At 64.0% G+C, this 13,797-nt stretch carries 15 protein-coding genes; 7 read left to right on the forward strand and 8 right to left on the reverse strand.

Annotated features, from left to right (window positions below; translation table 11 throughout):
- Position 1 precedes the first annotated feature (1 nt).
- Entirely contained in the window at positions 2–1,099 is a 1,098-nt protein-coding gene (locus G559_RS0113920) for an efflux RND transporter periplasmic adaptor subunit (protein ID WP_028628807.1), read from the reverse strand.
- A 143-nt stretch (positions 1,100–1,242) separates the two neighbouring features.
- Here G559_RS0113920 and G559_RS30690 point away from each other — a divergent pair, with 143 nt between their 5' ends.
- Positions 1,243–1,383, forward strand: a complete 141-nt coding sequence (locus G559_RS30690; protein ID WP_169338772.1) for a hypothetical protein — start codon at positions 1,243–1,245, stop codon at positions 1,381–1,383.
- Positions 1,380–2,579: an MFS transporter gene (locus G559_RS0113930; protein ID WP_028628808.1), complete on the forward strand. Its 1,200-nt coding sequence runs from the start codon at positions 1,380–1,382 to the stop codon at positions 2,577–2,579. The genes G559_RS30690 and G559_RS0113930 overlap by 4 nt, the downstream gene beginning before the upstream one ends.
- On the opposite strand, the gene G559_RS0113935 is transcribed toward G559_RS0113930, so the two are convergent.
- The 6 genes from G559_RS0113935 to G559_RS0113960 form a co-directional block, all read right to left on the reverse strand.
- Positions 2,565–3,650 (reverse strand): flavin-containing monooxygenase, encoded by a 1,086-nt coding sequence (locus tag G559_RS0113935; protein ID WP_028628809.1) that lies wholly within the window; start codon positions 3,648–3,650, stop codon positions 2,565–2,567. The genes G559_RS0113930 and G559_RS0113935 overlap by 15 nt on opposite strands.
- A gap of 36 nt (positions 3,651–3,686) precedes the next feature.
- Positions 3,687–4,037, reverse strand: coding sequence for an ArsR/SmtB family transcription factor (locus tag G559_RS0113940; protein WP_028628810.1), 351 nt, complete (start codon positions 4,035–4,037; stop codon positions 3,687–3,689).
- A gap of 77 nt (positions 4,038–4,114) precedes the next feature.
- Positions 4,115–7,258: an efflux RND transporter permease subunit gene (locus G559_RS0113945; protein WP_028628811.1), complete on the reverse strand. Its 3,144-nt coding sequence runs from the start codon at positions 7,256–7,258 to the stop codon at positions 4,115–4,117.
- Entirely contained in the window at positions 7,255–8,727 is a 1,473-nt protein-coding gene (locus G559_RS0113950; protein WP_028628812.1) for an efflux RND transporter periplasmic adaptor subunit, read from the reverse strand. Before G559_RS0113950 ends, G559_RS0113945 begins: the two co-directional genes overlap by 4 nt.
- Positions 8,724–9,980 (reverse strand): TolC family protein, encoded by a 1,257-nt coding sequence (locus G559_RS0113955; protein ID WP_028628813.1) that lies wholly within the window; start codon positions 9,978–9,980, stop codon positions 8,724–8,726. Before G559_RS0113955 ends, G559_RS0113950 begins: the two co-directional genes overlap by 4 nt.
- Before the next feature lie 89 nt (positions 9,981–10,069).
- A complete protein-coding gene (locus tag G559_RS0113960) occupies positions 10,070–10,420 on the reverse strand; it encodes a hypothetical protein (protein ID WP_028628814.1) in 351 nt (116 codons plus the stop codon).
- 102 nt (positions 10,421–10,522) lie between these two features.
- Between G559_RS0113960 and G559_RS0113965 the strand changes: the two genes are divergently transcribed.
- Positions 10,523–10,807 carry a molybdopterin dinucleotide binding domain-containing protein gene (locus G559_RS0113965; protein WP_028628815.1) on the forward strand — a complete coding sequence of 95 codons (285 nt, stop codon included), beginning with the start codon at positions 10,523–10,525 and terminating at the stop codon, positions 10,805–10,807.
- Between the two features lie 119 nt (positions 10,808–10,926).
- Here the strand turns inward: G559_RS0113965 and G559_RS0113970 are convergent, their stop codons facing one another.
- Positions 10,927–11,199 carry a hypothetical protein gene (locus tag G559_RS0113970; RefSeq protein WP_028628816.1) on the reverse strand — a complete coding sequence of 91 codons (273 nt, stop codon included), beginning with the start codon at positions 11,197–11,199 and terminating at the stop codon, positions 10,927–10,929.
- Positions 11,200–11,453: 254 nt separating this feature from the next.
- On the opposite strand from G559_RS0113970, the gene G559_RS0113975 reads away from it, so the two are divergent.
- The 4 genes from G559_RS0113975 to arsB are packed head-to-tail and all read left to right on the forward strand — an operon-like array spanning position 11,454 to position 13,793.
- Entirely contained in the window at positions 11,454–11,867 is a 414-nt protein-coding gene (locus G559_RS0113975; protein WP_028628817.1) for an arsenate reductase ArsC, read from the forward strand.
- Positions 11,868–11,874: 7 nt separating this feature from the next.
- Entirely contained in the window at positions 11,875–12,231 is a 357-nt protein-coding gene (locus G559_RS0113980; protein WP_028628818.1) for a metalloregulator ArsR/SmtB family transcription factor, read from the forward strand.
- Between the two features lie 12 nt (positions 12,232–12,243).
- Positions 12,244–12,714, forward strand: a complete 471-nt coding sequence (locus G559_RS0113985) for an arsenate reductase ArsC (RefSeq protein ID WP_028628819.1) — start codon at positions 12,244–12,246, stop codon at positions 12,712–12,714.
- Between the two features lie 17 nt (positions 12,715–12,731).
- The gene (gene arsB, locus G559_RS0113990; RefSeq protein WP_028628820.1) at positions 12,732–13,793 is read left to right on the forward strand and encodes an ACR3 family arsenite efflux transporter; all 1,062 of its coding nucleotides are present in this window, start codon (positions 12,732–12,734) and stop codon (positions 13,791–13,793) included.
- Positions 13,794–13,797: the final 4 nt, after the last annotated feature.

A 13,797-nucleotide genomic window follows, 5' to 3' on the forward strand; every position in this document is an offset into this window, starting at 1 on the left:
GTCAGTGCTCCAGGGCCAGCGACGGCGCCGGCAGTTCGCGGACGCTGTCGCCGATGTTCAGCAGGTGGGCACCGAGGGCGACGATGCGCTCGCCGGGTTGCACGCCACCTTCCAGCACCGCCTCTTCCTGCTCCAGGCGCACCACGCGTACCGGGCGTAACTCCACTTTGTTGTCCGTACCTATCACCCAGACACCGGCGCCCTGGCCCTTGTCGTGCAGGGCGCCCAGCGGCACGCGCACCAGCTTTTGCTGGGCTGCGCCGTCCAGGCGCAGGGTGACGGTGGAGCCGATGGCCAGGGCGGCCGATTCCCCGCCCAGGGTGTAGCGAGCACGGAAGGTGCGCGTGGTGGCGTCCGCTGCGGCGGAGAGTTCGCGCAGGGTGGCGGGCACCGCTTCAGCCGCGGCGCCGTAGGGATAGGCACGGGCCGCATGGCTGGCCAGGGCGCGCTGGGTTTCCGGGATGTCGATCACCGCTTCGCGAGCGCCGTCATGGGCCAGGCTGGCGACCACCTGACCTTCCGCGACCACCTGGCCGCGGTCCACGCGCACGTCAGTGATTACACCGTCGGCATCGGCCTTCAAGGTGGAGTAGGCGCGGCGGTTTTCCACTTGGGCGGCTTCGGAGGTGGCCGCGGCTTGCTCGGCCTGGGCCACCCGCAGGCGTGTGGCGGCCTGATCGAATATCTGGCGGGAAACCGCGCCGGTGCCGGCCAGCCGGCGGTAGCGGGATTCGTCATCGCGCGCCTGGCGCAGTTCGGCTTCGGCAGCGGTAACGCGGTTGCGTGCGGCGCGCAGGGCCAGTTCGAAGTCGGTGTTGTCCAGCACCAGCAGCACGTCGCCACGCTTGACGCGGGTTCCCGGGTCCACCTTGCGGGCGATCACTTTGCCGCCGACGCGGAAACCCAGGTCGCTGGCGGTACGCGCTGCCACCACGCCGGTGTAGAGGGCGTCCTGCTGGGCGGCGGCCTGCACCTCGGCCACCAGGACAGCGCGCGGCTGCGGCGCCGAGACGCGGGTGTCGGCCTGACTGTTGCAGCCACTCAGGGCCAGCAGGGCAGCAGGAATCAGGGCGAGAAGGGCGGCGTGCGAACGGTTCATGGAGCGATCCTCTGGTTCGGCGGCACAAGCGGGTAATACCGTGGGTCGAAAATATGATAGGCATAATCTAATTTCGTGTATATATGTCACTTGTAATTTAAATCGTCAGCCCAAGGGCGAAGCGACCAACGGAGGTGCATGCGATGAACTATGAACAACACGCCGTAGAACGCGTCGCGGACTGCGGTGCGCCGTCCGCCGTCAGTAATGACGACTGGCAGGCACTGGAGTGGCAACTGATAGCCCTGGCGCTGAAAGCCGAAGAAGAAGGAGTCCGCGCATGAGCCCGTCACGCCTGCTGCTGGTGATCCTCATGGTGCTGACCGCCATGGGCGAGATATCCACCCAACTGATCATTCCCGCCCTGGGCAGCCTCGAGCAGGGCCTGGGCGCCGCCCGTGGTGCCAGCCTGGCCGCGTTGTCCGCCTTCGTCGCCGCCTTTGGCGTCGGGCAGTTGCTGCTAGGACCGATGTCCGACCGCATCGGCCGTCGCCCGGTGCTGATCGGTGGGCTGAGCCTGTACCTGGTCGCCACGGCCTGGATGCTGCTGGCCGACAGCATGACCGGCTTCATCCTCGGGCGCGTGGCCCAGGGCCTCGGCGCCTGCGCCGCGCTGGTGTTGGCGCGGGCCATCGTGCGCGACGTGTGGAAGGCCCAGGCTGCGCCGGCCCTGGCGATGACCGTGATTGGCATGCTCAGCGCCATCGCCCTGGCCCCGATGCTGGGCGGCCTGCTCACTCAATGGGGCGGCTGGCACGCACCCATCCTGGCTTCGCTGACCATTGGCAGCCTGGCGCTGCTGGCGGTGCTGGCCTTCTACCGCGAATCCAACCCCAGCCTCGACCCCAAGGCTGGCCATCCGGCGACCCTGGCGCGGGACTACTTCGACTTGCTCAAGCAGCGCTCCAGCCGTGCCCTGGCGTTCACCCTGGCGGGCACCTACGGGGCGATGTTCGCGGTCGTGGCCGGTTCCTCGGCTGTCTATATCGGCCTGCTGGGGCTGAGCGCGGCCGAGTACGGCCTGGCCTTCGGCGCCACCATTTCCGGCTTGATCGCCGGGGCGCTGTTCACCCAGCGCAAGATCATGCTGCTCGGTCCGCAGCGCATCGTCGGCATCGGCGTGAGCCTGGTCGCAACAGGGGCCCTTGCCACCTTGCTGGTGCATGCCACGCTCGGGTTGTCGGTGCTCGGCCTCTCGCTGCCGCAGGTGCTGGTGACCCTGGGCGGCGGCATGCTGATCCCGGCGTCGGTAGCCGGTGTGGTCATGCCCAACGCCCACCGCGCGGGTCTCGCCGCCGGCCTGATGGGGTTCGCGCAGATGCTCGGCGCCACCTGCAGCGGCCTGCTGCTCGGTGCCCTGCAGGATGGCACCGCCTGGCCGATGATCGGCCTGCAATCGCTGTTCGCCCTGGCCGCCATCAGTGGATTCACCCTGATGACTCGCAAGCCGCGCAGCGCAGCGGTATCAGCGGCGGGGTAGGGCGATCGACACGGGAAGGGGCATCTCCAGGTGGCGCAGCACGTGCGGCACAAGGTGTGCGACATCAGGCCCCACACCGCGCAAGGTGGCCGAAGCGAAGTTGCGTTGTCTGGGCAATCCCACAAAGAACAGACCGGGGACATGCCGCGCCAGACCTTGGTGCTGGAGGACCTGGCCCTGGTCGTCCAGCAGCGGCAACCCTGCCAGGAATGGGATGTTCGGACGAAAGCCGGTGGCGAACACCAGGCTATCGATCGCCTCGGATCGTCCGTCCGCCCAGACCACGCCAGTGGGGGACACCGTCGTGAACATCGGTTTGCGCTGGAGTTGTCCTGCTTTCAGAGCCTTGCGGTAGGTGCCGTCATCCAGCACTGGAGTGCTCTGGTCACTGAGCCAGCGCGTTTTCTCCAAGCCCGTCCATTTCAGCCAGGCATGGAAATCGATACCCAGGATCCGTTGAGGGACGAAGCGAATCGCTTCGCGAGTGGCCAAGGTGGTGTCGGCGACCTTCGCCAGTTCGTAGGCGATCTGGACGGCGGAGTTGGCAGCACCAATCACCACCACGCGCTGCCCCCTGAAGCGTTCGACATTCTGGTATTCAGCACTGTGCAGCGAGTTGCCTCGGAATCCGTCGAGGCCAGGGATGGCCGGGATGTACGGACGGCTGAATGCCCCCGACGCAACAATGAGCGCCTTCGCCCTGAAAAGCTGGCCATCCGCCGACCACAGCTCGAATCCATGACCCGATTGCTGAACCTGCGTGACCCGGGTGTTCTGCCGGATCGGAAGGCGGAAGCGCGCGGCGTAGTCCTCCAGGTAGAGCACCACCTCGTCTCGAGCCGGGTAGTGCCCCGGCGTACCGGGAAAGGCCAAGCCGGGGAGTGATGAGTAGGACGCCGGCGAGAACAACTCGAGGCTGTCGTAGTAGTTGCGCCAATTTCCCCCGGGGCGTTTCTGTTCGTCGAGGATGAGGATATTCAAGCCATGCTGCTGTAGCTGCCAGGCGCTCGCCAATCCCGCTTGGCCGGCGCCGATGATGATCACGTCCAGCACCCGGTTTATTTCGTTCATATGTGCGTACCTATACACGTATTGGATCAAAAAAAATCAACTCGCACTGCCAGGGCAGCACAGCGGAGCGATGTTTTTGGTGTGTCGGAGGATATCTTCCAGGCGCATGACGATGGCCGGGCCATCCACCTCATAGAACACCTGTCGTCCAGACTTGGTGGCGCGCACGATGTTTGCGTCCAACAGTACCTGCAGATGCCTCGACACCACCGAGCGCTCCTGGGGTAGTTCGGCGGCAATCTCGCTGACATCGGCGCGGCCCAACTGCATCACGCGTTTGAGCACTGCCACCCTGGAGGGCTCGCAGAGGGCTTTGAAAAACGTCCCGTCGAGTGACTCGATGGCCGCTTCGATGGCTTGGGTACGGTTCATGGATGCGGTGGTCATGGCGAGGAATATATGTGCATAGATATGCACATGTAAAGCGCCTGCCCATACTGTTGAAACTGTGTCCGTTATTTCTATCAAGCTTCTCCGAGGGTCGTTTGTGAAGTGGGGCGGCGCATCAGCCAATACGCCGCCGGGATGACGAACAGGGAAAGCAGTGGAGCGGTGATCATGCCGCCCACCATGGGCACGGCGATCCGACTCATTACCTCGCTGCCGGTGCCGCCGCTCCAGAGGATCGGCAGCAGACCGGCGATGATGACGGCGACTGTCATGGCCTTGGGGCGTACGCGCTGTACCGCTCCTTCCCAAATGGCGCCCCGCAAGTCTTCGTTTGTCGTGTGCCCGGCATCCTGCTTCTCGGTCCAGGCGTTCTTCAGGTAGAGCAGCATGATCACGCCGAATTCGGCCGCCACGCCGGCCAGCGCGATGAAACCCACACCGGTGGCGACCGACAGGTTGAAGCCCATCAGGTAGAGGAACCAGGCGCCTCCGGTCAGCGCGAAGGGCAGCGTGGCCATGATCAGCAGGGCCTCGTCGAAGCGGCCGAAGGTGAGGTAGAGCAGAACGAAGATGATCGCCAATGTGGCCGGCACCACCAGTTTCAGACGGGCATTGGCCCTCTCGAGGAATTCGAACTGCCCGGAGTAGCTGAGGCTCATCCCGGGCGCCAGCGTCACCGAACCTTCGACAGCGTGGCGCAGGTCCGCCACGACAGAGGCCAGGTCTCTCCCGCGAACGTCGATATACACCCAGCCCGAAGGGCGGGCGTTTTCGCTCTTGAGCATGGGGGGGCCATCGGTGATCCGGATTCGCGCCACTGTCCCGAGGGTGATCTGTCCGCCCCGGGCGGTATAGATGGGCAGTTGCTCCAGTGCTCCGACCGAGTCGCGCCACTCACGCGGGTAGCGCAGGTTGATGGGATGGCGTGCACGTCCTTCCACGGTCTCGCCGATGTTCTCGCCACCGATGCCGCTGGCGACGATCGCTTGCACGTCGGCGATGTTCATCCCGTAGCGCGCGGCGGCCTGGCGATCGATGTCGACGTCTATGTAACGCCCGCCGGTCAGGCGTTCGGCGAGGGCCGAGGTCACGCCGGGTACTGTTCTGGCTACACGCTCGACGGCCTGGGTCACCTGGTCGATCTCGGTCAGGTTCGTCCCAGCGACCTTCACCCCGATAGGGCTCTTGATGCCCGTCGCCAGCATGTCGATCCGGTTGCGAATCGGCGGAATCCAGATATTGGTCAGGCCCGGTACCTTGACCACGCGATCCAGCTCTTCCACCAGCTTGTCGCTGGTCATTCCGGCGCGCCACTGATCCTTGGGCTTGAAGCGTACCGTGGTCTCGAACATCTCCAGCGGTGCCGGGTCGGTGGCCGACTCGGCGCGTCCGGCCTTGCCAAAGACACCCGCCACTTCCGGGACGGTCCTGATCATCCGGTCGGTTTGCTGCAACAGCTCCGAGGCCTTCTGCGCAGAGAGGCCGGGCAGGGCAGAGGGCATGTAGAGCAGGTCGCCCTCGTCCAGCGGCGGGAGGAACTCCCCACCCAGCCGCGACACCGGCCAAAGCGTGGTCAGGAATGCCAGCAGCGCGACCACCAGGGTTGCCCGGGGATGCCGCAGCACGGCATCCAGGGCCGGCTGGTACAGGCGAATCAGCCCACGGTTGAGCGGATTGCGTTGTTCGGCTGGCAGTCGTCCACGTATCCAGTAACCCATCAACACCGGAATCAGCGTCACCGACAAACCCGCGGCGGCCGCCATCGCGTAGGTCTTGGTGAAGGCCAGTGGGCCGAACAGGCGGCCCTCCTGGGCCTCCAGGGTGAACACCGGGATGAACGAGAGGGTGATGATCATCAGGCAGAAGAACAATGCCGGGCCGACTTCGACGGCTGCATCGGTCATGACCCGCCAGTGCTGCTGGCCACTCAAGATTTCGCCGGGATGGTTGGCGTTCCAAGCCTCAACGCGCTTGTGGGCGTTCTCGATCATCACGACGGCGGCGTCGACCATGGCGCCTATCGCAATGGCGATCCCGCCCAGGGACATGATGTTGGCGTTGATGCCCTGGTAATGCATGACGGCGAACGCGATCAGCACCCCCACCGGCAGCGAGACGATGGCCACCATGGAGGAGCGCAGGTGCCAGAGGAACGCGGCGCAGACCAGCGCGACCACGATGAACTCTTCGATCAGCTTCTGGCTGAGGTTGCGTACCGCTCGCTCGATCAGTTGGCTGCGGTCATAGGTGATGACGACTTCCACGCCGTCGGGAAGGCTCTTCTGCAACTCGTCGAGCTTGGCCTTCACGGCGGCAATGGTGTCACGCGCGTTCTTCCCGCTGCGCAGTATCACCACGCCACCAACGGTTTCCCCTTCGCCATCGAGCTCGGCAATGCCTCGGCGCATCTCCGGCCCGAGCTGGATCGTCGCCACATCGCCCAAGGTGATGGGAGTGCCCTCGGCCGTCAGCTTCAGCGGCACGGCACGGAAATCGGCAAGGGTCTTCAGGTAGCCGGAAGCCCTGACCATGAACTCGGCCTCGCCCAGTTCCAGTACGGCGCCACCGGTTTCCTGGTTAGCCTTGCCGATGGCCTCGACCACTTCGTCCTGGGTGATGCCCAGGCTGGCAAGGCGGATCGGGTCGACCTGAATCTGGTACTGCCGCACCATGCCGCCCACCGTGGCGACTTCGGCCACGTTGGGCAGGGTCTTCAGCTCGAACTTGAGGAACCAGTCCTGCAGCGCTCTGAGTTGCGCCAGGTCGTGGAGACCGCTGCGGTCGACCAGGGCGTACTGGAATATCCAGCCAACCCCCGTGGCATCCGGGCCCAGCGCGGGCTTGGCAGCGGCAGGCAGACGCCCCTGCGCCTGGCTCAGGTATTCGAGCACTCGCGAGCGCGCCCAGTACAAGTCGGTACCGTCCTCGAACAGCACGTACACGAAACTGTCGCCGAAGAACGAGTACCCCCTGACCGTCTTGGCCCCAGGCACCGAAAGCATGGTGGTGGTCAGCGGGTAGGTGACCTGGTTCTCGACGATCTGCGGTGCTTGCCCCGGATAGGGCGTGCGGATTATGACTTGCACGTCGGAGAGGTCGGGCAGGGCATCGATGGGGGTGCTGCGTAGCGACCAGATACCCCAGGCCACCGCAAACAGGGTGGCCAGCAACACCAGAAACCGATTGGCGACTGACCAGCGAATCAGTTTCTCGATCATGGCGCGCTCTCCAGCTTCTCCAGTTGCTCGATCAGCAAGCCGGAATCGCTCTCGCGCACTTTCAGCCTGATGCGGTCACCCGTTTTCAGGCCCTGCGCCAGCTCGGGTTGGGCCAGGGGAAAGGTCATGGTCATGCCGGGCATCCCCAAGGTCTTGAATGGGCCGTGGGAAACCGTCAGACCCTGAGCGCCGACTTCGACGACGCTGCCCTCGGCCTCGTGCAGGGCTGGCTGGTCCATGGGCATCGTTGGCTTGCCCAGCGACCTGGCCTCGAGACCTCGCAGGCTGGCTTCCGAATCGATCAGGAATTGCCCGGACGCGACGACCTGCTGGCCGGCTTCCAATCCGTCGAGGACCGCCACCTGACCATCGCTCTCCTGACCCAGTTGGACTTCAATCGGGCGGAAGCGACCGCTTTCTTCCACGAGCATCACGAGCGCGCGTTTACCCGTGCGAATGACCACTTCACTGGGTAGCAGCAATAGGTCGGCCTGGCTGGGCTGGTTCAGCCGAACCTGGGCAGTCATGCCTGGTCGCAAGCGGCCATCGGAATTGGCCAGTTCGATGCGCACGCGCAACGTGCGGCTTTGCGAGTCGCTCTCGGGAAGCACGCTGGAGAGCGCCCCGTGGATCACCTCGCCGGGCAGGGCGGGCAGCCGCGCTTCGACCGTCTGCCCGACTTGCAATGCGCCAGCCTGGGCCTCTGGAATGGCTGCCTCCAGCCATACGTGTTCCAGGCCGTTGATCCGGGCAAGGGGCTGTCCGGCTGACAGGGTCATGCCAATGCGCACGTCGAGCTCGCGAATCACACCGCTGATGGGGCTGGTCAGCGTCATGACCGACCTGGCTTTCCCGCCTCGCTCGACCTGGGCGATCAGTGCCGCCGGCATCCCGATCAGGTGCAGACGCTGGCGGGCCGCAGCGGACAAGGCTGGGTCGCCAATGCGGCGCAGCGCGAGAAACTCTTCCTGGGCGGCTGCCCATTCCGGTATTAGCACGTCGGCGAGGGGATCGCCGGCCGCAATCAGATCGCCAGGTGCGCGGGCGTAGGTGCGCTCGACGAAACCACCGGCCCGCGCCTGTACCAATGCCACCTCGCGCGCATTGAAGGCCAGGACGCCGCTTACTTGCAGGCTTTGCTCCAGTTTCCCCTTGGTGACCGTGGCCAACCGCACACCGAGGTTCTGCTGGATACCCGGCTCTATGCGGACAGACGAACTGTCATTCGCTTCATCCGCAAATTTTGGAACCAACTGCATGTCCATGAAGGGCGACTTGCCGGGGCTGTCGAACTTCTGCTGCGGAAACATCGGGTCGTACCAGTAGAGCGGTTGGCGCTCGTCGGCGGGGGTGGCGACCCCGGGTATTCCCGTCGGACGCCCTTGGGTGGCAAACCAGTAACCGCCTGCCGCGCCTACGAGCAGGACCAGCCCCATCAGTGCGGGTACCTTCCAGGCTGCGCGGCTCATGGGCGGCCCTCCCCGTAGGTAAAGTACAGGCGGGCGCCAGCCAGTGCTTTCAAGCCTTGCAAGTCGAGCTCCTTGAGCCTGGCCTGGACAAGCTCGCGGCGCGCAGCGATGACACTGGCGAGCTCGGTATTCCCGGCGCGATAACCCGCCAGGGCGAGTGCCACCTTCTCTTCGGCCAGGGGCCCCAGGGTGGACTGACTGCGGGCCACCGCCCGATCCAGGCGCTGGTATTCCGCCAGGTCTGTTTCCAGTTGCTGGGCATGCTCACGCAGCAGGGCTTCGCGCTCGGCCTCCAGCTGGCCGACCTGGGCCCGTCGCGCGGCGATCTTGGGGTCTTGGCGAGTACTGGAAAATAGCGGCAGGTCGAAGGTGAATTGCACGGTCATCATGTCGCCGAATTCACGTCCACGGCGCTGGTAGTCCACCTCCCAACTCCAGTCGGATTTCTTCTCTGCTTCGGCCTCGCGCACCAGGGCTTCGGCTTCTCGTGTCATCGGCGCGTAGGCCGCCAGCTCGGGATGGCGATGCAGGGCTTGCAGGTAGCTGGACGCGTCGATGGGCCAGTGCGGAAAGTCACCGGCAAGGGGCAGGGCGGCCTCCTGGCCAACCCAGCGCTTGAGCGCCGCCCGCGCCTGGGCCACCTGCAGCGCCAGGTCGTCCTGCTGCTCCGCCAATTGGGCCGCTTCCTGCCGGGGCTCAACCGCCTCCAACGCCTGGCCACGGCCTCCCACCAGGCGGGCCTGGACGGTTTCCGCCAGCAGCCGGTTCTCCCGGAAGAAGTCGTCGAATCGGGCGAGTTTGCGCTGTTCGGTGTAGGTCTCGATCCAGGCCAGGGCGGTTTCCCGGCGGACTTTCACCCGTTCGGCTTGCGCCTCGGCCGCAGCCCGTTCGATCGAAGCCTGGGCCGTGTCGACCCGCGCCTTGCGCTTGTCGCGATTGGGCATCTCCTGCATCACGCCGACCATCTGCATGGTCATGAAGTCGCGGTCGAGGCTCCAGCGGTCTTCGCCCTCGATGGGGACGTTCTGCACGCCCAGGGCGAGCTTCGGATCTGGTAACTCACCGGCAGGTATCGCAGCATTTCTTGCCGCATCCAGCTTGGCAGCTTGCGCGGACAAGGACGGTGCGTTGCGCTCGGCCAACTGCAACGCGTCGTCCAGCGACAGCGAGGCCCCCGGGCTCGGCAAGGCAAACAGCATTATTGCCAGGGCGCCAGCAACAGGCAGCCCGGAGCAAGGACTCAAGGAAGTCATCTGACGATTCCTCTGAATATTCAGCGCATAAGCGCATGCCCGCCCGCAGTCGCAAGCGATGCAGGTGGGAGTTCAGACAGGGAGAGGAATCAGGCGCAGGGAGGTCGCCAGAGATTGGGAGGGGAGCGGTCGGGAACTGCTACAGGGTAAGTGTCGGCGAGCACGGGCCCGGTCAGGGTGACCGGTGGTTTCAGGATTGAAACCTGGAGCATGCTGCCGGTCTTGCATTCCTGGCCCGTCTTGCAGGCCTTCTTGCCATGCTCGCCCGTCTTGCCGTGGTCATCGCAGCAGTCCATATCCATGTCCATGTCCATCATCTGGATCATGCCGGCGGCTTGCATCGGGCAGGGATCGGTCGGCGCCTCGATGCCCGCCATCCCGCTCAGGGGAAGCGCCAGGCTGATCAGAAAGACGAGGAGGAATCGCAGGCGGCGTTTCATGCAGCGGAGTTTAGTCCTCGGATTGCTGGCTGAGCAATTGCCGCAACTACGCCTTGGGGTCTGCGCTCGGAGCTTCCAAGTGTTCTCTTCCATGCTTGAAAAATGAGCAAGAAAACTTTGAGTATCCAGTCCGGGGATGTCGTCGAGGTGTACAACGACTATGGCTCGTCCTATGCGTTGGCCTACCTGGAACCCGACATCAAGCCGAACCAGACCTTCATGCAATTTGGCCATTTCAACGGCGTGATGGGCGATTTGACCACGGCCTGGGTCGACCGCAATGTGGTGCCCTATTACAAGGGGACGTGGGCTGACATTCGCCGCATTGGCACGGTGGACGAGTTCAAAGCGTCGATCAGCTTCAAGACGCGGAGGTTCCAGGGGTAGTACTGATCACTTTGTGATGGCAGGGCGGTGCCTTCGGGTACCGCTCTGCGTGCCAGGTTCCCGAGTCAGATGGTGCACTGCCCGCTGCGCGAGGCGCGCGGGCAGTTTAGTCGCGGACCTTATTGCTTGATGGCCTGCAGGTAGTCCTTCAGAGTTTTTTCGTCGGCCGCCTTGACGGTCATGCCATCCGGGCCAGTGCCGACGTCGGTGAACTGTTTGGCCGGCTCGCCGCTCGCCTTGAAGTCCTTCAGCTCCTGGGAGCCATCGCGGAACACCCAGAGGCGGCCATCTTCCACTTCGGTGACGAAACCAGGCTTGTCGAACTGGCTGGCAAAGGAGGTGGCGGCAAACAGGCTGGTCAGCACCATTGCACCCAAGGTCAGTTTTTTCATCGTACAGCTCCCGTGTGGGTTGAGGTGCGACTGAAACTAAGGCGACTGTAATGACAGGTTCATGACGATATTCGAATATGCGAGTAACCGGATGTTTCAGGTCGGCGTTGACGATGGAGCGCACCTGGCTTGGGGCTCGTAGGCATTTCTGCCAGCTGTCACAAGCTGATTCCCTTGCGATTCATCCTGGCGGCTTTACCTAGTATTCAAAAAGACATATATTCGGAAAACCATATCTACCCAAGAGCATGGCCATGACCTCCAAGACCCGCGTGCTGTTCGTTTGCACCGCCAACGCCGCCCGATCCCAGTTCGCCGAAGCGCTGCTTCGGCACATCGATTCCGAGCACTTCGAAGCGTTCAGCGCGGGCACCGCCCCAGGGGAGGTCGATCCACGTAGCCTGGCCGAGCTAGAGCACCTGGGTATCAGCACCGAGGGCCTGCGTAGCAAGTCCGTCGACGAGTTTGCCGGTGAGCGCTTCGACTACGTGATCACCCTCTGTGACAAGGCGGCGTTGGAGTGCCACGCGCTGCCCGGCGCCGGCGAGGTGCTGGCCTGGCACTTCGAAGACCCGGTCATCAGCGCCAAGCCTGATGCCTTCCGACACGCGGCTCAGGAAATTGCCGAACGCATCAAGATGTTCGTCCTGGTGAAAACCAAACGTTGAGAGCCCTATGACCGACCATCTGACCCCGACCACCGTTTTCAAATGCCTGGCCGACGAAACCCGCGTTCGCCTGATGCTACTCATCACCCGCGAGGACGAGTTGTGCGTCTGCGAACTCACCTGCGCGCTGGATGAGAGCCAGCCGAAGATATCCCGTCACCTGGCTCAGCTGCGCACCTGCGGGCTATTGGCGGATCGCCGCCAGGGCCAGTGGGTCTACTACCGCCTGCATCCCAACCTGCCCGATTGGGTACACCGTGTGCTGATCACAGTGCTGGACGCTAACCGGCACTGGCTGAGCCCCGACTCGAAGCGCCTGGAAGGCATGGGCGACCGCCCGGAGCGTGTCGCTGCCTGCTGCTAAAAGGGATTTCCAATGAAAGTCTTGTTTCTCTGCACCGCCAACAGCTGCCGCAGCATCCTCTCCGAAGCCGTGTTCAACCACCTGGCGCCTGTTGGCATGAAGGCCTATAGCGCCGGCAGTCAGCCGAAGGGCGAGGTGCATCCGCTGAGCCTGAAGACTCTGGACAAGGCCGGCATCGCCACCGAGGGTCTCTACAGCAAATCCAGCGACGAGCATGAGAGCCTGGCACCGGACTTCGTTATCACCGTCTGCGACAAGGCCGCTGGCGAAGCCTGCCCAGTGTTCTTCGGCCCGGCCGTGAAGGCCCATTGGGGACTGGCCGACCCTTCTGACTACAGGGGCAGCCCTGAAGAGGTCGAAGCTGCCTTCGAGGCCACGCTGGAGCGGATCAAGACCCGCGTCCAGGCCTTCCTGGCGCTGCCGTTGAAGCAGATGAGCAGTGAGCAGCTCAAGGCGGAACTGGCCTTGATCGGCACCCTCTGACATTCGGAGACATGACCATGCGCAACAGCCGTCTCGCATTCCTGGATCGCTACCTGACGGTCTGGATCTTTCTGGCCATGGCGCTGGGCGTTGGCCTCGGCAGTCTGTTCGAAGGTCTACCGGGTTGGCTGAACAGCCTGTCCGTGGGCTCGACCAACATTCCCATCGCCATTGGCCTGATCGTCATGATGTACCCGCCGCTGGCCAAGGTGCGCTACGAAGAGCTGCCGGAGGTGTTCAAGGACAAGCGCATCCTCGCCCTGTCGCTGGTGCAGAACTGGGTGATCGGGCCGGTGCTGATGTTCGTGCTGGCGATTGTGTTCCTGGCGGACAAGCCTGAATACATGACCGGCCTGATCCTCATCGGCCTGGCCCGTTGTATCGCCATGGTGCTGGTTTGGAACCAGATCGCCGGTGGCAACAACCAATACGTGGCCGGGCTGGTGGCCTTCAACAGCATCTTCCAGATCCTGTTCTTCAGCGTGTACGCCTGGATATTCCTGGGCCTGCTGCCGCCGTTGTTCGGCCTGGAAGGCAGTGTGATCCAGACCAGCTTCATCGACATTGCTGAGTCGGTACTGATCTACCTCGGGATTCCCTTCCTGGCGGGCTTCCTCACCCGCAAGCTGCTGATCGCCCGCAAAGGTGAGGCCTGGTACAGCGAGCGCTTCATTCCCCGGATCAGCCCGCTGACCCTGATGGCGCTGCTGCTGACCATCGTCGCGATGTTCAGCCTCAAGGGCGACAAGGTGCTGCAACTGCCGCTGGACGTGCTGCGCATTGCCATCCCGCTGACCATCTACTTCGTGGTGATGTTCTTCATCAGCTTCTGGATGGGCAAGCTGCTCCAGGCCGATTATCCGCGCACCACGGCGCTGGCCTTTACCGCCGCCAGCAACAATTTCGAACTGGCCATTGCGGTGGCCATCGCGACCTTCGGCCTGGCGTCCCCGGTGGCCTTCGCCACCGTGATCGGGCCGCTGGTGGAGGTGCCGGTACTGATCTCGCTGGTGGGCGTGGCCTGGTGGCTCAAGCGCCGCTGGTTCGATCAGCCCAAGGTCGCGCTTGCTGAGGAGTAGAACC

Origin of the sequence: Metapseudomonas resinovorans DSM 21078 (assembly GCF_000423545.1) — a bacterium.
GTDB classification, from domain to species: Bacteria; Pseudomonadota; Gammaproteobacteria; order Pseudomonadales; family Pseudomonadaceae; genus Metapseudomonas; species Metapseudomonas resinovorans.